A 24,105-nucleotide genomic window follows, 5' to 3' on the forward strand; every position below is an offset into this window, starting at 1 on the left:
CTTGTTTTTGAGGATAGGCAGGGTACGCCCATCGAATGCTACCTCCATCCCCTTCCATTCCGGCTGATCCGGGTCCGGATGTGTATTGACCCCCAGCCAAATGCGTTCCTTGCTATTTATCTCCTCCACGTAGTCTTCCGCTGAGCGATGGACCATCTTCTGTATGTATCCTTCTTTTACGAAGTGTAGCCATCCCCCTTTGGATTCGATATCCTTGAAGAGGTTCCATGCCATCTTGGCCATCTTAGCTGTCAGTTCTTCAAAGAGATAGGCGCCTTTCATCGGATTGAGGTTCTTGTCGAAATAGGACTCGTGGATCAAGAGTTTCTGGATGTTCCGGGCCAGGCGCAATGAGAATGCATCTCCTTTTCCATCAAAGGGTCTCAGCTCCACCCGATCGGCACCCCCGAGGATGGCCGCCATGGCCTGAGAGGTGGACCGGAGCAGATTGCCATGCTGGTCGATAGGCGCCAGGTCGCGCGTGCCGCTACGGGCCTTGATGTGCAGAGGTGCCGAGACACCGAAGGCCCTGAGCAAGTTGGCCCAGAGGATTCGGAATGCACGAAGTTTACAGGACGTCTCGAAATAGACGGTGTCTGCCGACAGACTGACACTAAGGTCATGTGCCAAGGTCGGATTGATATCCAGATAGGCTTTGACCTGGGCCAGCGAGAAGGCCAATTCCTGTACCGGAGTCGCTCCTGCATCAGCGTATCGATTCCCTTCGATAGACAAGGTCTTCCAGTTCTTCTGACTTGCCGTGCTTTCTGCAAATAGCTTGACCATTTCCGGAATGAAAGAGGCCGAATCGAATTGGCCGTTCATCAACATCACCCCGTAGGGATCGAAGCGATAGCCTCCATGAAGCTTACTCTCATCGATACCGCGTGAGGCAAGGAACTGTGGCCAGTACACATGGAAATCGGTCCCTCCAACCTCTATCCGAATGATCTCTACCTGAACGTCTTTTAAATCCTCCTCCAGATTGTCACAGCTCAATGAGATGGAATCGACTCCTGCACCCAAGGCGTCCAGGATCAAGGCATTTCTATCTGCGCTACCGGAAAAGTCCTGATGGATGCGCCAAGGTCTGGTGGGACCCGTGTCCAAGATGGTTTCCTGATCGTCCTTCACATAGAAGGGTTGGATCTCGATACCATCGGCTGTCTGTGAGACTACCTTCTCAAATGGAGCTCCCTTTAGCTCTTTGAGAATGCGCTCTTTCCATTCTTGGGCTGTATCCGGTCGAAAGTCTGTGGGCATGGGATAAAGGTAAAAGGCTCGAGAGAAGTATGATTCAAGATTCCTGATTCAAGAGAGGAGTGAGGCCTGTCCTTGATCGAAATGAGTTCAGCCTCTCAGGCTTGCCCCCAATTCCTTCTCCAATCCGGATTGGATCTTCTGCATGAGCTTGTCCACCACCTTATCCGTCAAGGTCTTGTTCTCATCCTGGATGTGGAAGGAGACCGCATAGGATTTCTTACCCTCAGGTAGATTCTTCCCTTCATAGACATCGAAGAGTCCCACTTCTTTGAGCAAAGGACCTGCGCTCTTGCGGGCCAGTTCCTCTATGCGCTGGAACTTCACTCCTTGGTCCAGAAGCAGGGAGAAATCCCTTCGTACCGCTGGAAATCTGGGTATTTCTTTGACCTTCATCTTCTTCCCATGGGCATGGGAGGTGATGTAGGTCCAGTCGATATCGGCAAAGTAGGTCTCCTGCTTGACATCGAAATGCTTTGTGACCTTAGGTGAGACGATCCCGGCCGTAGCGACCACACGATCACCTTTCTTCCATGCCAGACCTTGAGAATAGAGCTCTGAGTCGGAATCGGTCGAACGCACATCTTCAAGGTCGAAGTGAGTGAGGATGGCCTCAACCACTGCAGATAGATCATAGAATCCAGCTTCTCGCTTCTCAGCGTCCCAATTCTCTTGATCGCGCACTCCCGTATGGAATATGGACAATCGTTCATTTTCCTGATATCCCTCCCCTTTTTTCAGATAAGTGCTTCCGAACTCGAAGCCTTTCAGATCCGGCATCTGCCGGTTCTGATTGTAGGCGATGGTCTCCAAGGCCCCCCACATGAGACTTTGGCGGAGTATTCCTAAATCCTGACTCAATGGATTGAGCATGGAAATGGCGGTCTCTTCCCCACCATCCAACAGTCGAGCGTGCTTCTCAGAGGTCAGGCTGTTACACATGATCTCGGTATAGCCCATACCATTCATGAGCAGTGTGGTGCGCTGTCTGGCCCCGTGTTTATCCGGACCGCTGCTATGCACGATGCTGTTACGCAACTGCTCGGGCATTTCTATGCGGTTGAATCCGTAGATCCTCAAAATCTCTTCTACCACATCGGCCTGTCGGGTCACATCCACACGGTAGGTAGGGATGCGTAGGTTCCATGAATTGCCATTGCTGGCGAGCACCTCTATATCCAATGCGGTGAGAATCGTGCGTACCTCTTCTAGGGGTATCTCTTGACCGATGAGACGGAAGCATGCCTCCAGATCGAATTCCATTTCCAAGGGTTCGACCTTCTTGGGGTAGATATCGGTGATCTCAGAGGACACGCGTGCTCCTGTTATCTGACAGATAAGATAAGCCGCCCGCTGAAGGGCATATAAGGGTCTATTGGGATCGACACCACGCTCGAAACGGAATCCGGAATCGGTATTCAGACCGTGGCGTTTGTTGCTTTTACGCACGCTCACCGGATCAAAAACGGCACTCTCCAAGAAGATGGCCGTGGTCGTATCACTGACCCCACTATCGATTCCTCCGAATACTCCCCCGATGCACATGGATGATGAAGCATCCGCGATCATCAGATCCTCTTCGTGCAATTCCCTTTCCACCTCATCCAGGGTGGTGAATTTCTCTCCGGGAGAGGCCTTGCGCACTTTGATCTGCTGACCTGCGATCTTTTCGCGATCAAAGGCATGGAGCGGCTGGCCCGTCTCGTGCATGACGAAGTTGGTGATATCGACCACATTGTTGATCGGACTGAGACCGATGGCCTTGAGTCGGTTCTGCAACCAATCCGGAGAGGGTGCGATGTGGATGTCCTCCAATTCCAATCCGGTGTATCGGGGACAGGATTCCGTATCGAGCACTTCTACCTGGATGGTCTGTCCTTGACCTTTTTGGATATCTGCTTCTGGCCAGGTGACCCGGGTGGGCTCAGAAAGGCTTAGAACGGCTGCCAGATCACGGGCCACACCGATGTGCGAGATAGCATCCGAACGGTTGGGGGTAAGACCGATCTCGATGATCTTATCCGTGTAGACATCGAGTACCTCTATCAATGGCGTCCCGGGAGTCTTACCGCTGTCGATCACCATGATCCCGTCATGACCCTCGCCCAGGCCGAGTTCGTCTTCAGCGCAGAGCATTCCCTGAGATACCTGGCCGCGGATCTTGGATTTCTTGATGGTGAAGGAATTCCCATCCGGCATATGTATCTCACAGCCTACTATGGCGACTGCTACTTTCTGCCCTACTGCTACATTGGGTGCTCCACATACTATGTCAAGGAGTTCATCATTTCCGACATCCACTTTGGTGCATCTCAGACGATCGGCATCGGGATGGTCGCTCACTTCTTTGACCTCGCCTAGCAGGAATCCTTTGAGTCCTCCGGTCACGCTCTCATAGTCTTCTACGCCTTCTACCTCCAGTCCTGTGTCGGTAAGGATACGGGCTACTTCATCTACCGGCAGATCGGTTGAAACGTAGTCTTTGAGCCAATGGAAAGAGATCTTCATCGAATGGGATTTGGAAGGGCAAATGTAGGGGATTAAGGAGCCTAATTCTTGGCCTTCTGCAAGGTGAAATTGAAGGTAGAACCCTTGCCTACCTCACTTTTGGCATTGATGGATTGACCGTGACCCTCGATGATGTGCTTGACGATAGCCAGCCCAAGACCAGAACCACCGACATCGCGGCTGCGGCTCTTGTCCACGCGATAGAAACGCTCGAAGATCCGTGGAAGCATTTCCGGCTCGATACCCGGTCCATCATCGGTCACTTCGATGAGGATACGGTCCTTGAAATCGATGAAATCGACCTCGACCTTTCCCCCTGGCCTACCGTAGGTGATCGCATTGTTGATCAAGTTGGTAAAGACCTGTGAGATCCTGAATTCATCTCCCATGACCATGATAGCCTCTTCTGCTCGGATCATCAATCTCACCTTCTTTTTTTCAGCCTTTCTGTCCAGGTTCTCTACCACCTCCTGGGTGCACTTGACGATATCCATGGCCTGTATTTCCATGTGAAGACGTTCATGCTCCAAGTGTGTGATCACATCCAGATCTTCTACGATTCGCACCATGCGCTCGATATTCTTATTCGCTTTGATTAAGAATTTCTCTTTTACTCGTTCATCATACATTGCCCCTTCAAGTAATGAGCTTACATAGCCTTGTATGTTGAACAATGGGGTCTTGAGTTCATGGGCCAGATTGCCGATGAATTCTTTACGGTAATCATCCTTGGCCTGCAACTCGCGAATCTCTGCTATGCGTTGTACTGCCCAGTCAGAAACGTTCTTCTCGGCTTCTTCCAGCGGATTCTCCATGATATCGAGTCTCTGCTGTCTCTTCTCTTTGGAGGTCATGCTGAAGATCGTGCGGTAGATGGGGAGAAGGCTCTTGACCAGGAATCTATCCGTAAAAAAATAGAACACCAATGAGCAGATGACCCATACTCCGAGAAAGAGTAAGAGCAGTGATGTGAGATCGACTCCTGAAATGAAAAACCACAAGAGGCAGGTCGAACCGATGCTTACAAGAAATGAAGCGAGAAATACCCCGAGTCTAGGATTCATTATTCTGGTTGCGGAACTTGTACCCTACCCCTTTGATGGTCTGAATACGCTTGTCCCCTATCTTCTCCCGCAATTTACGGATATGGACATCAATCGTACGTCCACCGACCACTACATCTTCTCCCCAAACGGCTGAAAGTATGTGATCACGTGTGAACACATGCTCGGGTCTGGAAGCGAGCAAAGACAGTAATTCGAACTCCTTCTTAGGCAGATTCAGCTCCTCGCCATCCTTGATCACTACGTAGCGTTCCTTGTCGATGATGACCCCTTCATTTGGAGCATGTTGAGTATCCATGAGTTCTTTTCTCCGGAGAAGCCCTTTCACCTTACTCATCAACACTCGTGGTTTGATGGGTTTTGTGATATAATCATCAGCACCTACATCATAACCTGCTATTTGCGAGTAATCCTCCCCTCTGGCCGATAGGAAAGCGACCAGGCAAGTCTTGAGTTTCTCATTCTCTCTGATGATAGTACAGGTCTCCATGCCATCCATCTCAGGCATCATGACGTCTAACAGAATAAGATCGGGGATTATCTCATCAGCAATCTGGATGGCTTCTTTCCCATTGGCTGCTGTGTGGACCTCATAGCCTTCATTGACCAGATTATATCCTACGAGATCAAGGATATCCTCTTCATCATCCACAAGAAGGATTTTGGTACGTGCTGGTTTATTCATCTCAAGCCAAAATTAGTTCCCCAAGCTTATGGAATAGTTAAGGGAAGAAGAACGCCATATTAAGTCAAGGAATGAGATAGAGCGCATATCCCAGTAGCATCCCCAATAGCACGATATAGACCGAACTCAATTTTTTCGGGCCGAAGGTGAAAAATAAAGCCACAGCCATGATCACCCATGCGCGCCAATCGACCAAAGCAGAATATGCCAACTCCAAAGTAACCGCGATCATGATCGCCACGGCTCCGATGTTGACTCCATCCAGAAAGGCACCTGCGGCCTTGGAGGATCTCAGCTTGGGCACGAGTGGATTGAGGAGGAGAACGAATAGGAAGGACGGTAGGAATATGCCGATAGTGGCCGCAGCCGCTCCAGCGAAGCCATCTACTTGATACCCCACAAAAGTCGCAGTGGACAGCACGGGACCTGGTGTGAATTGACCGATAGCGATCGCATCCAATAGCTCACTCTGCGTAAGCCAGCCGAGTTTGTCGACCAGTTCCCCCTGCAAGTAAGCCACCAGTACGTATCCCGACCCGAAGAGAATACTACCGACCTTGAGAAAGACCAAGAAGAGTTTGCTCGTTGATACGGTCTGATTCAATTGGTCCGCTATCTGAGGTATGCCCAACAAGACCGTCCACCGAAGTGAATCTCCTCCCCGTATTCCCAGTATAAGCAATGCCAGGACCCCTCCCATGAGAATGGCCAATACCTCCGTCAATCCAGCAAAGGCAGCAATCAACACTACAGCCCCGATAACACCGATCAAGGTGCTCTTCAGGGCTTTCTTACCGAGTTTGATAATGGCCCCTGCTATGATAGCCAGGACAGCCGGTTTGATCCCGATTATCAGAGGTGCGATAGCTGGAGTCTCGCCATATTCCACATAGAAATAGGCCAGGAGCAAAGTGAGAACGACTGCCGGAAAAATGAAGGAGCCCCCAGCTACGAACAACCCCAACCATCCTGCTCGCTCCTTGCCGCAATGCATGGTCATCTCCGTACTATTGGGACCTGGGATGAGATTGGTCGCCCCCATCAGGTCCAAGAAGTGCTGACGGTCCATCCACTTGCGCTTGGTCACCACTTCTTCTTCCATCATGGCTATATGGGCTGCAGGCCCACCGAATCCGATGATTCCAAGCTTGAAGAAGACGGAGGCCACTTCCAATAGTCGATTCTTCTCTTTCTGTGGCTGTTCCATAACTCGATATATTCTAAAGAGAGGGCTCAGATCTGGCCGTCAACGGCCTCGCTTACATTGATGATGTGATCTCCCACCTTTTCACATTGGAAGAACAGATCCTGATAGACCATGCTGCCTTGGATATTGTCATCACCTTCGGTCAGCTTGGTGTGATGCTTTCTACGCAATTCGTTCCTGTAGGTATTGATATCCCTTTCGACATCTTTGGCCTTGTCGATACTGATCGCACCATATTCGGCCTCCAGATTCTCGTTCATGATGGCAAAGGCCTTGTCGACCAGATCGAGCATGGAGTTGAGATTCTCGCGTTGCTTGGGGTCGAAGTAGACCTTCTCGATCTCTTTGCGCTCCAAATTCTTCGACATTTGGTAGAATATGTCTCCTACGCGCTCGAGGTCATTGGTGATACTCAGCATACTCCTTACCTCTACAGAGTTTGCCTCACTCATCTCAGACTTGGCGATCTTCTCTAAGAACTGGGCCACTTCCACTTCGAATCGATCGGTGATCTCTTCATATTTATGGATCTTCTTATAGAGTTTATTACGTGTCTTCTTATCCGGATCGTTGATCAATTTCCTGACAAATGTGGACATACGGGCAGTGACCTGTCCCATATGGGCCACTTCCTTCTTGGCCTCCAACAGACCAACACCAGGGCCTGCGACTACATTGCTTCCGATGTGTTGCAATTTGAATTCCTCATCGATATCTCCACGTGACTTCACTGTACGCTCTGCCAAAGTCACCAATTGCGGTACGAACCATATCATCACCAATACATTGGCCAGATTGAACATGGTATGGAACAGTGCGATCCCTGAATTGGCCATCTCTGGGTTCGAAGCATCGAACTCCGATCCTGCGATGAAAAAACCGACCAATTCGATGAAGAAAGGAAAGATGATCAGCATCCAGGTCACCCCTACGATATTGAACATGGAGTGGATTCTGGCAGATCGCTTCGCATGTACATTTCCTACTGATGAGGCGAGCTCAGCGGTGATCGTGGTTCCGATATTCTCACCCAGTACCATGGCACAGGCTACATCGAATGGTATGATCCCCTTGGACACCATGGTCAAGGTCAGGGCCATGGCGGCAGATGAGGATTGGATAACAATGGTGACTAAGGCACCAAGCAGCACGAACATCAGATTACTCAGTACCGGGGTGTCCTTGTAATTGACGAAGAATTGAACGATGGGTGAATCCTTGTCCAGATTTGGAACCGCATCCTTCAAGAATTGCAGGCCGATGAAGAGAATTGCAAACCCGATGATCGCATTGGAGATCTCCTTTGCCTTGGGAAATGACATGAAAAGTAAGGGCGCTCCCAAAGCGATCAGCATGAGCGCATAACTGGAGATGCTCACTTTGAATCCGAGCAAAAGGACCAACCACGCTGTGATCGTGGTACCGATATTGGCTCCCATCATCACTCCAGCGGACTGCCTGAGATTGAGCAATCCCGCATTGACCAGACTTACCGTCATCACCGTAGTGACGGATGATGACTGGACGATGGCCGTGGAGAAGAAGCCGGTGATAACACCTTTGACCCGATTGGCAGTGATGGAACTTAGCATCTGGCGGAGCTTCCTACCTGAGGCTCGTTGCAATCCATCACTCATGATCTTCATTCCGAAAATGAATAGCCCCAAGGCTCCAAGTAGGATCAGGAGCTTCATAACACCCCAGCCCCGTTCGGTCTTCACCTTGACCTTGTCTGACCACACAACATTCTCTGTTTCGACTGAAGGGACCTCACCTTTTGCTGGTAATCCCACGTAGAAGACGTACTTCTCATTTCCGATCAGGTCATCGACCATATATTTTACATCTGTAGCGGGAACGGGACCTGCATATTTCCACTCTGAATCCAGACCCTTCTCTGCACGCTTAGCGCCAATATCCGTGTTGTACTTGATGAGTACCTGCTTGCCCCTAAGGAATTCTATATGATCATAATCCAGCAACCAGGAGACCTCTACCGCTTCCTCTTTGCCCTTCCCTATGACCGACTTGAAGAAATCCTTGGTCACTTCTATTTGACTGATCGCCACGGGGGTGACCTGCGTACTATCCTGCCCTGATATGAAAAGGACAGAAAGAGATAATACGGATGCTAGCAGAAACTGTTTTGTGAACATCTGGTTCGATTTTACTGGCGCAAAACTAAAGAAGGACACCTCCACTACCGATCATGGGCCGAAGGTTAACGATCAGTTAACATTTAGGTCGGGTTCAATAGCGAAGCGGGATGTAAATCAACTCAAAAAGCTTGAATACAAGGGGTTGAAGAGCAAATGAATCATCTCAATATGTTATTCAATTGTTAAGCCTACGCTAAATCGATCTTACCCTTGTATTAAATCCGAATTTTTGTCGCTGAATTTTTTTATTGCACTCATTATGGGCCGTTCAGCGTTCTTAGCCTTTTTCAGTATGTTTCTTGTGTTCTGTACATCTGCACAGAATGGCAAAGACCAAGACACTACCCATACCCCATTTGGAAAAGGGTTATTCAATAAAGTGGCCGAAGATTCGACTTGGTACACCAAGATCGCCTTCCGATTCCAGACCCAGTATGAGGGAATACAATTCGAAGAACAAGATGGGAATACCTCTGTATATGAAGACCGTTTCAGAGTAAGACGGGCTAGGATCAAAGGTGATGGTTGGGCCACCAAGTCCAGAAGGCTGAAATATAAGTTCGAGTATGACGTACATAACGGATTCGTATTGGATGCCGTGATCAAATGGGTATTTGACAAGAACAGGAATTGGGAACTATGGTTTGGTCAGACCAAGCTACCGGGAAACATGGAGCGTGTCATCTCTTCTCAAAAGCTTCAATTCGTTGATCGCTCTTTGCTCAACAGCAGGTTCACACTCGACCGAGACGCAGGAGTACAATTGCATGGTAAGCAGCTGATCGGAGAGAAATTCTACATCAAAGAGAAATTCGCATTCTCCCAAGGAGAAGGATTGAATCAGACTGTGAGATCGTCCGGATACGGATATACCGCGCGATTAGAACTATTTCCTTTCGGCAACTTCAAAGATGCATATGTGTCCAGTGATTTGAAAAGGCATGCAGACCCTAAACTCATGTTGGCTGTCACCTATGATTACAATCAAGATGCTTTGAGGGATAGAGGGCAGATGGGTTCGTACTTGATCAGTGCGCTTCCTCTCAGGGATCTCGAAACGATCTTTGCCGATCTCCATTTGAAGTGGAGAGGAGTTTCTTGGATGGTAGAATACGCGAATAAGACGACTGCCATGGGCTCACCTATGGTCGTCACACAGATAGAGGACGATGGGGGTATCATCACCATTTCGGATACCTATTACACAGGGAGCGCGATCAATACGACTTTGGGATATCTACTTCCTTCTAACTGGGAATTGGCCGGAAGATATACTCGGGTCGATCCGGAGGAGGCAACAGGGATTGCCGATCAGACCCAATACGGTATCGCTCTCTCTAGATACATCGTGGGTCATAATCTCAAGGTCCAAGCCGATGCCAATTTGCTTCAGGTCACCGATGCTCCCGACCAGACCATGTTCAGACTGCAGACCGAATTCAACTTCTGACCTCTCTGCTTCACATTTCCTTAATAATAGGATGAACGACTGATAATCGTTACTTCATCGCAAGGACATCTTGCAGGTCTTCTTTTGCCATCGAAAACAAAAGCAATGAAGACCATGTTCAAATCATTTTACCTATTGGCAGGAATTTCCCTGATCCTAGCTGGATGCTCCAAAAAAGACTACGGTTGTACCGATCCGTCTGCAGCGAATTACGACCCAAATGCAGAAGAAGATTGTTGCTGCTATTATGCGCCACCGAGTTCTGATAACGTAGTGATCTCAAGCGCTATCACTATAGATACGGAGTGGACCAATGACAATATCTATGAGTTGGATGGACGAATCGCTGTGGAAGCAGGTGCCACACTCACGATACAAGAAGGAACCATCATCAAAGGGCAAGCGGGTTCAGGCCCCAATGCCTCTGCTCTGCTTGTAGCTAGAAATGCAAAGCTGATAGCAGAAGGGACGGCAGACCTACCGATCATCTTCACTTCGGTGGCCGATGAGATCTCCCAAGCTGATGTGGCCAGCGGAAATTATTCTTCACCGAATCTAGACCCCACTATCAATGGACTCTGGGGTGGAGTGATCGTTCTTGGAAATGCTCCCATCTCTGCTTCAGCTGAGACGGTATCGATCGAAGGAATCCCCACAACTGATGCCAATGGACTCTATGGCGGCTCGGATGATATGGACAATGCCGGGGCCAGTGTGCTCAAGTATATCTCTATCCGTCATGGAGGTTCCAACATAGGCGCTGGAAACGAGATCAATGGACTGACTCTAGGTGGTGTGGGTTCTTCGACTGAGATCTCCAACATAGAGATCGTCTCCAATCAGGACGATGGCATCGAGTGGTTCGGTGGAACGGTAGACGTTTCTAATGTAGTGGTATGGAACGTAGGTGATGACGGTCTTGATACCGACCAATCTTGGGCCGGGACGCTTGACAATTTCGTAGTAGTCACTCCAGCTGGACATTGCTTCGAATTGGACGGACCGGAAGGGTCGATGGTCGCAGGACACACCTTTATGAACGGAACGGTGATCGCCTCTGATGAAAGTGCGGAAGTGGACCGAAAAAGCGAAGACCTCATCAATACCGATGACAATTCGGTAGTGGATTTTGTAAATGTGCACATCACAGGTATCGCTGAAGGCCAGGTGGTCAATCGAACCATGCACACCGAAGGTACGGTCAACTTCACCAATGTCACCTTGGATGTGGACACTAGTAATCTAGGAGATTACATAGGTGATAGTGACACTGCACCGATAGGTATCACAGCGGGAGGAAGCTCTCAGGCCGATGTATCCGGAATGGGATGGACCTGGGCCGCTCAGGATGGCAAGCTCGATTTCTGATCGTCCAAGAACAACATCGAACAGTACCAACTGGACAGGCTCGCTGTGGTGAGTCTGTCCTTTTCCATTTACTCATGAGAACATTAATCAGTATCATCTTCTCAGGTATCGCTTTGATCGGATTATCCCAAAAAGGGACCATTCGCGGTATGGTGACGGATGCTCATTCTTCAGAATCCTTGATCGGAGTCAATGTATCCATCAAAGGCACCACTACGGGAACCTTCACAGATCTGGATGGAAAATTCTCTATTACAGTGGATCCTGGGACCTATGACCTACAAGTCACCTATGTCTCTTATCAGACGAATACGATCTCCGATGTGGTGGTAAGCGAAGATGAGGTCACTGTGCTGAACAATATCCAGCTTTCTACAGCTTCTATGAATCTGAGCGAAGTCATTGTGAAGGCCGAATTGGTGAAGAACAATGAGACTGCTATCATGGTCATGAAGCAGAAATCAGTCGCCATGATGGATGGAATCTCATCCGAGAAGATGGCACTCATTGGAGATGGTAATGCAGCGGAAGCAGCCAAAAGGGTCACCGGTATATCGATAGAAGGTGGAAAATACGTCTACGTGAGAGGATTGGGTGACCGCTACTCTAAGACCACGCTCAACGGCATGGAGATACCGGGACTCGACCCTGATAGGAACAGTCTACAGCTGGATATCTTCCCTTCCAATCTGATCAACAATATCACGGTCAACAAGAATTTCACCGCTGAGATGCCGGGAGATTTTGCCGGAGGCCTGATGAACATCGAGACCAAGGATTTTCCAGATAGAAAGACCTTGAATGCCACGGCTGGTATCGGTTATAATCCTCAAATGCATTTCAACGAAGACTATCTGACCTATGAATCAAGCTCGACCGATTTCCTGGGATTTGACGATGGATTGAGAGAACTCCCGACCGGGGCCGACAATCCTACCATTCCTGTACCCTTCGGAGGGGCGGCAGATGCCAGCATAACACGCTTTGTTTCTTCATTCGAGCCGACCCTGGGAGCTGATCGCGAATCCAGTTTCATGGACTATAGCTTCGGAGTGAGTTTTGGAAACCAGTTTGACAAGACCAAAGAAGGAAGTGATAAGTCAAGAAAACTCGGTCTCATTGCCTCATTGAGTTACAAGACTGATTACACCTTTTACGATGATGTTACCTATGGAGAGTATCAACGCAGAAGTAATCCGGACTCTCTTGAATTGGTCCAGGCCAATCTACAGACCGGAGAGATAGGTGAGAAAAGTGTGCTTCTAGGTGGAATAGTCGGTGCTGCCATGAAAAGCGACCGCAGCAAGATCCGCTTGACCATCATGCGATTGCAGAGTGGAACAAGTCGTGCTGGTCGATTTGACATCCTGAATGACCCTGCCGCTGTGGGCCAATCCGGTTATGAGGCAATTTCAGACAACTTGGAATACAATGAGCGCTCATTGACCAATGTCTTTATTGGCGGTCAACATGTTCTGAACAATGAGAAATGGGAATTGGACTGGAGAGTCTCTCCTACACTTTCCACTTCAGATGATCCAGATATCCGAAAAACTGCTTTCAGCATCACGACCAACAGTCTCGGTGAGGTCTCCTACGATTTCAATTCTGGACAAGCCGGAGTTCCCACCAGGATCTGGCGTTCACTGAACGAATTCAATGCAGCTTCCAAGATCGATCTTACGAGGAATTATGAATTCAACGAGCAAGATGCCAAGTTGAGATTCGGGGTATCCAATGTCTACAAGATCCGGAATTATGAGATCCTCCAATTCAACATGGCCTTCCAGGACCAAGTCAACGATTGGGGCTCTCCAGATGCGAATGCTGTGCTGCTACCAACCTATATCTATCCCAATGACCCAAATGGGATCTACTATCAGTCAGGAAATGTTCAGCCAAATCCGAATGAGTATGAGTCGGATATCATGAATACCGGCTTGTACATCTCCAATGAAATGAAGCTTAGCAAGCGATTGAATACGGTGTTCGGGTTGAGAGCAGAAATGTATATCCAGAATCACACAGGAAGAGATATCGCATTTGCAAATGGCGACCCCACAGGTAATAACCTAGTTAATGCTGAAGTATTGAATACGTTGAATCTACTGCCTACTGCCAATCTCATCTACTCGGTGACCGAAAAACAGAATCTGCGATTGGCCTATGCGCGTACCTTGGCCCGACCCTCCTTCAAGGAAGTCTCTTTTGCACAGATCATCGACCCGATCACCAACCGTATCTTCAATGGTGGACTGTTCAGATATCAGGATCAGGATGGGACAGTGTCATGGGATGGCCGATTGGATGAGACCAAGGTCAACAATGTGGATCTACGTTGGGAAATATTCCAAGAGCGTGGACAGATGTACTCTATAAGTGCCTTCTACAAGCAATTCCAAGACCCCATAGAATTGGTACGTATTCCTGAGCAGCAGACCACAGCAGAATTCCAACCAAGAAATGTGGGAGATGGAACGGTCTATGGAGTCGAAGTCGAATTGAGAAAGAGTCTTGAATTCATCTCTGAGAAAATGAAAGGTCTTTCAGTGAATGCAAACCTCACCATGGCAGAATCCAGCATCACTATGACAGAGGTAGAGTTCAACTCTAGAAAACGATTTGAAAGAACGGGTGAATCCATAGAGAACGAAAGACAAATGGCAGGGCAAAGTCCCTATGTCATCAATGCCGGTATGACCTACAGCTCAGATGACCGGAAATGGGATGCTGGAATATTCTACAATGTAAAAGGACCAACGCTCGAAGTAGTCGGAATCGGACTGTATTCAGATGTGTATACTCAACCCTTCCACAGTCTGAATTTCAGTCTCAACAAGGCACTGGGTGAGGACAATAGGACCTCTTTGGACATCAAGGTGGCCAACCTACTGGATGACCGCATCGAGAGTTTTTATACAAGCTATGAGGCTGAAGAGCAGATATTCTCCAGTTATGCGCCAGGAATGGCCTTCAGTCTGGGATTCAGTCACAAATTCTGAATCGGGAACAGGATACAAGAAAAAGGGTCGACCTTCAGAGGTCGACCCTTTCTCATGAATTGAAATACAAAGTCATTCATCGTAGTTCCGTTCGCTTACGAGATTGGATTCTGAATCGTACATATACCAGATACTGACCTTCTCATCTGACGCATAGGTCATGTCATATCTCAATACACCACTTTCATCCCATATCTTCCAGGTGCCATCTTTTTGACCCGCATGGTAATGAGCTTCTGCGAGTTGAACGCCCGTTTCGCTCCAACGCGACCATTTACCATCCTTCATCCCATCAGTATACGCTCCTTCTTCTCTGAGAGAACCATCCACATAAAACAATTTGAAGGGACCCTCAGGTTGCCCGTCTTGATAGTACTGTATTGATTCGATGTTCCCGTTATCGAAATAAGTCTCGAGCGAACCGGTAAAATCATCGGCCATTCTATCTCCTTGTGCCAGAACTGCACCTGAGCATAGGAGGCATATTCCTACTAGACTGCTGATAATCACACTAGATCTCATGCTGTTAATTTTTGCGTAAGACAAATTTAACTTTTAGCTAACATTAACGCAAAAGGTAGCGGAAACCTACCTACGTGACTGATGTGAACAACGTTGTATATACTTGAAATAAAGAGGGTTGCCTATCTGCTTTCCAAGGCAATTCTCATCAGGCCGGCTTGAGATGCCAGTTCTATCTCTGCATCTAGATACGAGATGTAGGAGATTCCTACTCGTTCCGACTTGAAGCGATCATGAGTGATTTCTACGAATCCTTCTGGGTCTGTGTAATAGACCTGGTCATCCATATGCACATCCGCACCGATGATGGGAAGTCCTGTGGTCGCATCGACTACTTGCAAGCTGATGGAGACCGTTTCATCATTGGATCCTCCTCCACCTGCCGTGGCGATCAAGGTAGCTAGAAGTGCTATTGCTATGACTATTAGTCGCATGGTGCAACATTACGACCGTATGTTCACGTATAGATGAAAGTAAGGTTATCCAGGTGTTAAATCATACGGATTGATGCGTCATTTGTTCTAAACATATAACTTTGCAAAATGTTCGCAAGAGCACATATCATCTACCTGGTCATGAGCCTCTTTCTTATAGGTTCTCAGGTGGCGCCATACAGCTTTACCTGGATGGACATAGGTACATTGCTCAACCTCATAGTCGAGGAGAACGAAGTGGAGGAGAAAGAGAAGGAAAGCTTCGAGGAATTGAAGAAGAAGTATCGTCAAGATACTATCACCTACAAAGGTATCGACCCTTCCAACGGATTGGATTTCCCATTGATCTCCACCGCAATACCTCCGGCTCCATATATGGAGAAATCCAGCCCTCCGCCTGATTCTATTGTCTCATAGTCCCGCACCCTTGATCAGGCACTGTGAATAGTTCACGGTAGCATTCATTTTACATCATTTCTATATATAACTTCTTCAAAAATGGATAAGAAGAAAAACGGCCTATTGGCCAATCTCAAATATGATATACCCGCGGGTATAGTTGTTTTCCTAGTTGCAGTCCCGCTATGTTTGGGCATTGCTTTAGCAAGTGGTGCTCCCCTGTTCTCAGGTATCATCGCAGGCATGGTAGGTGGAATTGTTGTCACCTCTTTCAGTGGCTCCTCTTTAGGAGTGAGCGGACCAGCAGCTGGTCTGGCTGCAATCGTACTTACTGCCATTCCTGCTTTGGGTGGTTTCGAAGTATTCCTCCTAGCTGTTCTACTCGCAGGTGTGATACAATTCCTCTTGGGGATTGCAAGGGCCGGTATCATCGGCTACTATTTCCCAAGTTCAGTTATCCGAGGCATGCTCGCAGGTATCGGAGTGATCATCTTCTTGAAACAGATTCCTCATGCATTCGGATACGATGCTGATCCTGAAGGGGATTTCGCCTTCAAACAGGCCGATGGAGAGACCACATTCACTGAATTATTCAATATGCTGGATTACATCACTCCAGGAGCACTTATCATCGCTGGCCTCTCCTTGATCATCATGATCCTCTGGGAGCAGAAATTCATCAAGCGATTTGCCTTCACCCAGTGGATCCAAGGACCTCTGGTTGCGGTGATCATAGGTATCGTCCTGAACAATGTGTTCAGAGGTATGGAAGCATTCTCATTGACACCAGATCACCTGGTATCGATTCCAGTTGCTGGAGGCTTAGGTGAGTTTGCCAGTCTACTGACCTTTCCCGATTTTTCCCAATGGAACAATCCACAGGTCTATGTCACGGCTATCACTCTGGCTGTGGTCGCGAGTCTGGAGACACTACTCTGTGTCGAAGCTACAGACAAACTGGATCCACAAAAACGTGTGACCCCTACCAACCGTGAGCTGAGAGCACAAGGAATCGGTAACATGGTCTCTGGACTGATCGGTGGACTACCTGTCACGCAGGTGATCGTACGGTCGAGTGCCAATATCCAATCTGGTGGTAAATCCAGATTCTCTGCACTCTTCCATGGGTTCTTGATCCTGATTTGTGTGGTGAGTATCCCACATATATTGAATATGATTCCTCTGGCATCTTTAGCGGCCATCCTACTGGTAGTTGGATATAAATTGGCAAAGCCATCACTTTTCAAGGAAATGTATGCCAAAGGGTGGTTCGAGTTCATTCCATTCGTAGTGACTATCCTAGGTATTGTCTTCACCGATCTGCTTTCTGGAATCGCACTGGGAATGGTAGTAGCCGTATTCTTCATCCTGATGAGGAATTATCAGATACCATTCTTCTTCAATGGAGATGAATATTCACCCGGTGATGTAGTGGTATTGGAGCTCTCAGAGCACGTGACCTTTCTGAACAAGGCGGGGATTCAGAAGAGCTTTACCCAGCTACCTGACGGGTGTGAAGTTCTCATCGATGCCACACGGACCCTGGATATCCATCCCGATGTACTGGAGATCATCTCTGATTTCGAGGAAAATGCGAAATCGCGTGATATCATTGTACGCAAGAAAGGACTGGACCACTTCTCTAACTTGAAACCGCTTAAACGCTTTGAAGCGGCAGTAGTACCTCAAAGCAAGAAAACAAGAAGATCATTTGCACTAAAAAGTATCCTATCATGATAACACAGACACAAGATTTACAAGCAGAAATGACTCCAGACAGAGCGCTGGAGATGTTGAAACAAGGAAACGAACGATTCGTCAACCGTAACATGACGGACCGTGATCTGATGGAACAAGTGGACATTACCGGTAAGGGTCAGTATCCCTTTGCGACAGTCCTTCATTGCATCGATTCACGCGTATCGGCCGAATTGATCTTCGATCAGGGTATCGGTGATCTATTCAGCGTGCGTATAGCAGGGAATTTCGTCAATGAGGATATCCTCGGAAGTATGGAGTTCGCTACCAAACTGGCCGGTACAAAAGTGCTGATGGTCTTGGGTCATACCCATTGCGGAGCCGTCAAAGGCGCATGCGATCATGTGGAGATGGGCAACCTGACCAGTATGTTGAGCAAGATCACTCCTATCGTTGACCAAGTGGAACAGGAATTCGATGAGAAGGGGTCTTCCAACCCCGAATTGGTCCAGAAGGTGGCCGAACTCAATGTGCATCAAGCCTTGAGCGATATCCGCACAAAGAGCCCGATCATACGCGAGATGGAAGAGAAAAGAGAGCTGAAACTAGTAGGAGGAATGTATGACATCAACACAGGTAAGGTCACTTTCTACTGAATCTCCTTTCATAGACAAAAGCCAAGGCCCATTTCTAGAGAGATGGGCCTTTTTCTTTACCTACCAGGTACCATGAGGAAGTACTTCTCTACAGGCTTGCTCAGTGCAGAGAGATTGAAGTTATCACTGGCCTCGGCCACGTCTTTCAAGCTTCCATCCTTGTACTTGATCCGGATGTTCTCCTCCTCTTGATCGTAGGCACTGTTGACCAACTTGCCGGACATCACGAAGTATTCCGCTTCTTCCCTACTACAAAGGAATTCCCTGCCCGTATAACTCACATATTCTTGAATCTTCTCCTCAGTCGGTGGCTCTTTGGAAATAATGATTTTGGGTAATCTTCTATGGATCAACATCTTACACAACCGAGAGAGGGTCCTCTCTTCTGTATCTGCCCACACTTTGATTGCTCCCAGTACGTCATAATCATCTAATTGGGCGAACTTCTCCAAGGCCTCTCCCGATCGGAAATCCTCTATTCCCACATCATGTTGAAGGAAGTACTGAAGTGCCGGACTGGCAAAAAGTACATGCCCTTTAGCAGTGAGGTCTTTTGCTCTGCGTATGATACTCACCAAGAGGAACTCGGCAGCGACCACCGTCTTATGCAGATAGACCTGCCAGTACATCAGCCGTCTGGCCACCAGGAATTTCTCGATACTATAGATCCCTTTCTGCTCTACCACCAATTCATCATCGTGCAGATCGAGCATCTTGATGATGCGTTGACTACCTACTACACCTTCTGATACTCCGGTATAGAAACTGTCCCGCTTGAGGTAATCCAGTCGGTCTACATCCAATTGACTGGATACGAGTTGAGAAAGGAATTTACGTGGATACTTCTTGGTGAAGATCTCGATACAGAGATCCAGTTCTCCACCGAATTCCTCATTGATGCGCTGCATGAAGAGCAGAGAGAGGTCTTCGTGATGGACATTTTTCAGCAGATCCATCTCGAGCGCATGACTGAATGGACCGTGGCCGATGTCGTGCAATAGAATGGCCGCGGTGGCGGCTGATCGCTCTTCTGGACTGATCGCATGCCCTTTGATTTCCAGACTATCCAATGCCAATGTCATCAGATGAGCGGCACCCATGGCATGATGGAAACGATGATGATGTGCTCCGGGGTAGACGAGATAAGAAAGTCCCAGCTGGCTGATCCTGCGAAGCCTCTGGAAGTAGGGATGTTCGATCAGATCGAAGATCAATCGGTCAGGGATGGAAATAAATCCATAGACCGGATCGTTGAGTACCTTACGCTTATTGATGAATGCATCCACAGCGAGCATCTATCATTTACTTTTGACCAAAAGTAGTCCAATTTCCTAGGGAGGAACAGGACTGCACTAATACCGAGCAAATCGCATATGGCATTCAACCTACTCTGGGCAGATGATGAGATAGAACTTCTCAAACCCCATATCATGTTCTTGGAAGAAAAAGGGTACCGAGTGGATACGGTGACCAGTGGCAACGATGCCATCGACCACGTGCAGACCAAGGACTTCGATATCGTGTTCTTAGATGAGAACATGCCCGGTCTCAATGGTCTGGAGACCCTGGTGAGGATAAAAGAACTCATCCCTGATATACCGGTGGTCATGATCACCAAAAGCGAGGAAGAGGCCATTATGGAAGAGGCCATAGGCTCCAAGATCTCCGATTACCTGATCAAGCCTGTCAATCCCAATCAGATACTTCTTACGCTGAAGAAGAACTTGGATGATAAGCGATTGGTGTCTGAGAAGACCACCTCAGGCTATCAGCAGGAATTCAGACAGATAGGCATGCAGTTGAGCAGCCGGATGGACCACGGTGAATGGGCCGAACTCTACCGCAAGATCGTACACTGGGACCTGGAACTGGAAGGCTCCGAAGAGGAGAGTATGGATGAGATATTCCAGATGCAGAAGGCGGAGGCCAATCAACAATTCGGGCGATTCATCGAGAAGAATTACCTGGACTGGGTGAGTGGGGATTCTGAATCAGCACCTATCATGTCCCATACCCTCTTCAAGCACAAGGTCGCACCCATGCTGAAGGAAGGACCGGTCTATCTGCTCCTGATAGACAATCTGAGATTCGACCAGTGGCGAACCATACGCCCTCAATTGAGCGAATTGTTCCGTATCGAGGAGGAGGACATGTACTACAGCATTCTCCCGACTGCCACGCAGTACAGTCGCAACGCCATATTCTCTGGATTGATGCCTTCTGAAATGGAGAAACTCTTTCCTGATCTCTGGCTCAATGATGAGGACGAGGGCGGAAAGAATATGCATGAGCAGGAGTTCCTACACGGACAGCTCAAGCGTTTGGGACTGGATAAGAAGATCGGCTACAACAAGATCACCAACCTCAGCAAGGGAAAGAAGCTGGTCGACAATTTCAATAATCTGACACACAATGACCTCAACGTGATCGTCTACAATTTCGTAGACATGCTCAGCCATGCACGCACCGAGATGGAGGTCATACGCGAATTGGCCGACAATGAAGCGGCATACCGTTCGCTTACGCTTTCTTGGTTCGAGCATTCTGCGCTGTACAACATTCTACAGAAGATCGCTGATACTGGAGCTCAGCTGATCATCACTACCGATCATGGTACCGTCCATGTGAAGAACCCTGTGAAGATCGTGGGTGACCGGAATGTCAATAGCAACCTGAGATACAAGCGTGGGCGGAATCTGGGCTATGATGCTTCAGAGGTCTTTGAAGTGCAGGACCCTGGCAAGGCCGGCCTACCCAGACAGAATGTGAGCACCCGATTCGTCTTTGCCAAGGAGTCGGACTTCTTCGCCTATCCCAACAACTACAATCACTACGTCAGATACTATAAGGATACCTTCCAGCATGGAGGCATCTCTCTAGAAGAAATGCTCATTCCCTGTATCAAACTGAAAGCCAAGTGATGCACCACTTCAGTGTGGATACGATCGAAGATCTTACACCTGTAGCTGAAGAATTGATCCAATTCAGCAAGCGCTATCCGATCATTCTATTACAGGGTGAGATGGGAACGGGAAAGACTACATTGAGCCGTGTTCTCGTGCAGCAAGCAGGTGGCTCACACCCAAGTAGCCCCACATTCTCCCTGGTCAATCCATATGAAACGGACCTGGGTACCATCTACCATTTCGACCTTTATCGCATCGAAGACCCGGAAGAACTACTGGACTTCGGCTTTGAGGAATATTTGGACTCGGGTGATATCTGCTTGATCGAATGGCCGGCCATCGCTTCTTCTTTGATCGATCCTCCGTATATCGGTGTAGAATTGAAGCTAGGCCAAGGCACCTCACGGAGTATAGAAATACATCAGGTAGACGCTTGATCGGGATAAGTAATCCCTATCTTTAAATCATCTACCTGAACTGAACAATCGCCCATGGAATCAAGCGGAAAGGCCATCCAGGCACTGGCCAAAGAGGCTATGTTGATGCCTCAAGAAGAGATGTTGGAAGTGGGGAAGAAGAAAAAGAGCCTCTACATCGGTATTCCTAAAGAGACCTCCTATCAAGAGACCCGTGTGGCTTTGACCCCCCAGGCCGTAGAAATGCTGGTCAATAATGGTCACCGTGTGGTCATTCAACGCGGAGCCGGTGATAAGGCCAACTTCACCGATCATGAGTACAGCGAATCCGGTGCGGTGATAGGAAGCATCAAAGAGGTTTTCGAAGCCGATATCATCTTAAAGATCGCCCCACCTACGGAGAAAGAGATAGAACTCATCCATCACGGGCAGACCCTGATGACCGCCCTACAGCTGAATCTCCAACTCAAAGAGACCTTGATCAAACTCATGAATAAGAAGGTGACTGCCATCGCTTGGGATTTCATCCAAGATGATGAAGGCATCTTCCCCATCGTGCGGACCATGAGTGAGATAGCGGGAAACACTTCCATCCTCATCGCTGCCGAGCTCTTGAGCAATTTCCATCACGGTGTGGGAATCATGTTCGGAGGAATAGCTGGTGTAAAACCCAGCGAAGTGGTCATTTTGGGTGCGGGAACGGTCGGAGAATTTGCAGCTAGGGCCGCCTTGGGGCTAGGGGCATCCGTCAAGGTATTCGACTCCAGTATCTCCAAGCTCAGAAGGCTTCAGGATGATGTCGGTCAACGGGTATTCACTTCTGTGGTAGACCCTACCGTACTCTCAGAGTGTCTCCGATCAGCCGATGTGGTCATCGGAGCGATACGCTCTAAAAGCGGACGTACCCCGGTCATTGTATCACAGGCCATGATCAGGGATATGAAGAAAGGTTCTGTGGTGATCGATGTCAGTATCGATCGTGGGGGTTGTTGCGAGACCTCGCGTATGACCGACCATGAGAACCCCACATTCATATTTGAAGATGTAGTGCACTACTGTGTGCCCAATATCGCCTCCAGAGTTCCTCGCACAGCCTCTCGTGCCTTGAGTAACATCTTTGCCCCAGTGGTGCTGGAAATGTCAGACATGGGTGGATGTCAAAACCTTGTGAAATATGATCAGGGATTTCGGAATGGTGTCTACCTCTATCAAGGTGTGCTTACATCAGAACTCCTTGGGGAGGCCTTTGAGCTTCCTCATAAGGACATCGAATTACTATTGGCAGCATTCTGAATGAACCGAACATCCATGCAATCTCTGCTAGCTAGATTCGCATTATGAATTTTCGTCAAAGGCTCCTCCGTTATCTCATAGGTGTGGGAATCGGGGTGATACTTTCCGCATACTTCTTCTCCGACAAGAAACACCTATGGACCTCTTGGCTGCCAGGGAATCGGGTGAAGGAGCGTATCGTGCAATCTTACTGGGATGTGTCTCCAGAGGCAGATTGTCATCTTCAGTGCCTACCCAACGGAATGGAAGATCTCAGAAAGGCTATCTCAGAGGCCGATGTGGATTTCAAGCAAAGTGATACTCAAGGAGAGAGCAAGACCTACCGTCTGTTCTTCACAGAGGATGCATCCCTCCACTACGGTCTGTTCTCATTGCGGGACTCAGTGGCCACGGTCGTTGAGATAGAGACCTCTATCCCCTGTGATTGCCCATGAGCCAGATCCAATTAGAAGATTCTTGGAAGAAGGCCCTGACTGCTGAGTTCGATAAGGACTATTTCAAAGCACTCACGACTTTCATCACAGAAGAATACCGCACCCATACCATTTATCCCCGAGGCAGCCGGATATTCGCTGCACTGGATGCGTGTCATCTGGAGGAGGTCAAGGTGGTGATACTGGGTCAGGATCCTTATCACGGTCCCGGTCAGGCCAATGGTCTGTGCTTCTCTGTATATGAGGGTATCAAACATCCCCCTTCCTTGCGTAACATCTTCACCGAGATGTCGGCAGACCTGGGTGTACGCATACCTGAATCGGGAGACCTCGGCCACTGGGCCCAGCAAGGAGTACTTCTGTTGAATTCTATGCTGACCGTCAGGGCCGGTGAAGCTGGATCCCATCAAGGGAAGGGATGGGAACAATTCACAGATGCAGTGATCCAACAGGTCGATAAGGAATGTGAACATGTGGTGTTCATGCTCTGGGGAGCCTATGCCCAGAAGAAAGGTTTCTTCATAGATAAGGAGCGTCACCACATCATCGCATCTCCACATCCCTCTCCCCTTTCAGCGCATCGCGGATTTTTCGGAAGTCGCCCTTTCAGCAGGACCAATTCCTATCTGAAGAAGCAATCGAAG

20 protein-coding genes are annotated in these 24,105 nt (G+C 48.5%); 11 read left to right on the forward strand and 9 right to left on the reverse strand.

Going from position 1 to position 24,105, the window contains the following annotated elements:
- From HKN79_02920 to HKN79_02945, 6 genes are all read right to left on the reverse strand, one after another.
- On the reverse strand, positions 1 to 1,263 hold a 1,263-nt coding region (locus HKN79_02920; GenBank protein NNC82503.1), incomplete at its 3' end, for a hypothetical protein.
- A gap of 87 nt (positions 1,264 to 1,350) precedes the next feature.
- Complete coding sequence (locus HKN79_02925; GenBank protein ID NNC82504.1) at positions 1,351 to 3,768, reverse strand: phenylalanine--tRNA ligase subunit beta; 2,418 nt, start codon at positions 3,766 to 3,768, stop codon at positions 1,351 to 1,353.
- A 41-nt stretch (positions 3,769 to 3,809) separates the two neighbouring features.
- Positions 3,810 to 4,769 carry a sensor histidine kinase gene (locus HKN79_02930; protein ID NNC82505.1) on the reverse strand — a complete coding sequence of 320 codons (960 nt, stop codon included), beginning with the start codon at positions 4,767 to 4,769 and terminating at the stop codon, positions 3,810 to 3,812.
- Positions 4,770 to 4,821: 52 nt separating this feature from the next.
- Positions 4,822 to 5,517: a response regulator transcription factor gene (locus HKN79_02935; protein NNC82506.1), complete on the reverse strand. Its 696-nt coding sequence runs from the start codon at positions 5,515 to 5,517 to the stop codon at positions 4,822 to 4,824.
- Between the two features lie 64 nt (positions 5,518 to 5,581).
- Positions 5,582 to 6,724, reverse strand: a complete 1,143-nt coding sequence (chrA, locus tag HKN79_02940; protein ID NNC82507.1) for a chromate efflux transporter — start codon at positions 6,722 to 6,724, stop codon at positions 5,582 to 5,584.
- A gap of 26 nt (positions 6,725 to 6,750) precedes the next feature.
- A complete protein-coding gene (locus HKN79_02945; protein NNC82508.1) occupies positions 6,751 to 8,418 on the reverse strand; it encodes a Na/Pi cotransporter family protein in 1,668 nt (555 codons plus the stop codon).
- Between the two features lie 757 nt (positions 8,419 to 9,175).
- Between HKN79_02945 and HKN79_02950 the strand changes: the two genes are divergently transcribed.
- From HKN79_02950 to HKN79_02960, 3 genes are all read left to right on the forward strand, one after another.
- On the forward strand, positions 9,176 to 10,333 hold the full coding sequence (locus HKN79_02950; GenBank protein NNC82509.1) for an FmdC precursor: 1,158 nt from the start codon (positions 9,176 to 9,178) through the stop codon (positions 10,331 to 10,333).
- A gap of 105 nt (positions 10,334 to 10,438) precedes the next feature.
- Complete coding sequence (locus HKN79_02955; protein ID NNC82510.1) at positions 10,439 to 11,701, forward strand: hypothetical protein; 1,263 nt, start codon at positions 10,439 to 10,441, stop codon at positions 11,699 to 11,701.
- Positions 11,702 to 11,775: 74 nt separating this feature from the next.
- Positions 11,776 to 14,703 carry a TonB-dependent receptor gene (locus HKN79_02960; protein ID NNC82511.1) on the forward strand — a complete coding sequence of 976 codons (2,928 nt, stop codon included), beginning with the start codon at positions 11,776 to 11,778 and terminating at the stop codon, positions 14,701 to 14,703.
- A gap of 72 nt (positions 14,704 to 14,775) precedes the next feature.
- On the opposite strand, the gene HKN79_02965 is transcribed toward HKN79_02960, so the two are convergent.
- Positions 14,776 to 15,225, reverse strand: a complete 450-nt coding sequence (locus HKN79_02965) for a toxin-antitoxin system YwqK family antitoxin (protein ID NNC82512.1) — start codon at positions 15,223 to 15,225, stop codon at positions 14,776 to 14,778.
- A gap of 122 nt (positions 15,226 to 15,347) precedes the next feature.
- On the reverse strand, positions 15,348 to 15,659 hold the full coding sequence (locus tag HKN79_02970) for a hypothetical protein (protein ID NNC82513.1): 312 nt from the start codon (positions 15,657 to 15,659) through the stop codon (positions 15,348 to 15,350).
- A 108-nt stretch (positions 15,660 to 15,767) separates the two neighbouring features.
- Between HKN79_02970 and HKN79_02975 the strand changes: the two genes are divergently transcribed.
- The 3 genes from HKN79_02975 (at position 15,768) to HKN79_02985 (ending at position 18,412) form a co-directional block, all read left to right on the forward strand.
- Positions 15,768 to 16,076 (forward strand): hypothetical protein, encoded by a 309-nt coding sequence (locus tag HKN79_02975; GenBank protein ID NNC82514.1) that lies wholly within the window; start codon positions 15,768 to 15,770, stop codon positions 16,074 to 16,076.
- 81 nt (positions 16,077 to 16,157) lie between these two features.
- Positions 16,158 to 17,795: a SulP family inorganic anion transporter gene (locus HKN79_02980; GenBank protein ID NNC82515.1), complete on the forward strand. Its 1,638-nt coding sequence runs from the start codon at positions 16,158 to 16,160 to the stop codon at positions 17,793 to 17,795.
- On the forward strand, positions 17,792 to 18,412 hold the full coding sequence (locus HKN79_02985) for a carbonic anhydrase (GenBank protein ID NNC82516.1): 621 nt from the start codon (positions 17,792 to 17,794) through the stop codon (positions 18,410 to 18,412). The genes HKN79_02980 and HKN79_02985 overlap by 4 nt, the downstream gene beginning before the upstream one ends.
- Positions 18,413 to 18,468: 56 nt before the next feature.
- On the opposite strand, the gene HKN79_02990 is transcribed toward HKN79_02985, so the two are convergent.
- Positions 18,469 to 19,707, reverse strand: coding sequence for an HD domain-containing protein (locus HKN79_02990; protein NNC82517.1), 1,239 nt, complete (start codon positions 19,705 to 19,707; stop codon positions 18,469 to 18,471).
- 78 nt (positions 19,708 to 19,785) lie between these two features.
- Here HKN79_02990 and HKN79_02995 point away from each other — a divergent pair, with 78 nt between their 5' ends.
- The 5 genes from HKN79_02995 to ung form a co-directional block, all read left to right on the forward strand.
- A complete protein-coding gene (locus tag HKN79_02995) occupies positions 19,786 to 21,333 on the forward strand; it encodes a bifunctional response regulator/alkaline phosphatase family protein (GenBank protein ID NNC82518.1) in 1,548 nt (515 codons plus the stop codon).
- Positions 21,333 to 21,755, forward strand: a complete 423-nt coding sequence (gene tsaE, locus HKN79_03000) for a tRNA (adenosine(37)-N6)-threonylcarbamoyltransferase complex ATPase subunit type 1 TsaE (protein NNC82519.1) — start codon at positions 21,333 to 21,335, stop codon at positions 21,753 to 21,755. The genes HKN79_02995 and tsaE overlap by 1 nt, the downstream gene beginning before the upstream one ends.
- Before the next feature lie 54 nt (positions 21,756 to 21,809).
- Entirely contained in the window at positions 21,810 to 23,027 is a 1,218-nt protein-coding gene (locus HKN79_03005) for an alanine dehydrogenase (GenBank protein ID NNC82520.1), read from the forward strand.
- A 44-nt stretch (positions 23,028 to 23,071) separates the two neighbouring features.
- On the forward strand, positions 23,072 to 23,461 hold the full coding sequence (locus tag HKN79_03010) for a hypothetical protein (protein NNC82521.1): 390 nt from the start codon (positions 23,072 to 23,074) through the stop codon (positions 23,459 to 23,461).
- Positions 23,458 to 24,105 (forward strand): uracil-DNA glycosylase (gene ung / locus HKN79_03015; protein ID NNC82522.1); only part of this gene is annotated, 648 nt, incomplete at its 3' end. The genes HKN79_03010 and ung, both read left to right, overlap by 4 nt.

It is taken from the genome of Flavobacteriales bacterium, assembly GCA_013001705.1.
Classification (GTDB): domain Bacteria; phylum Bacteroidota; class Bacteroidia; order Flavobacteriales_D; family JABDKJ01; genus JABDLZ01.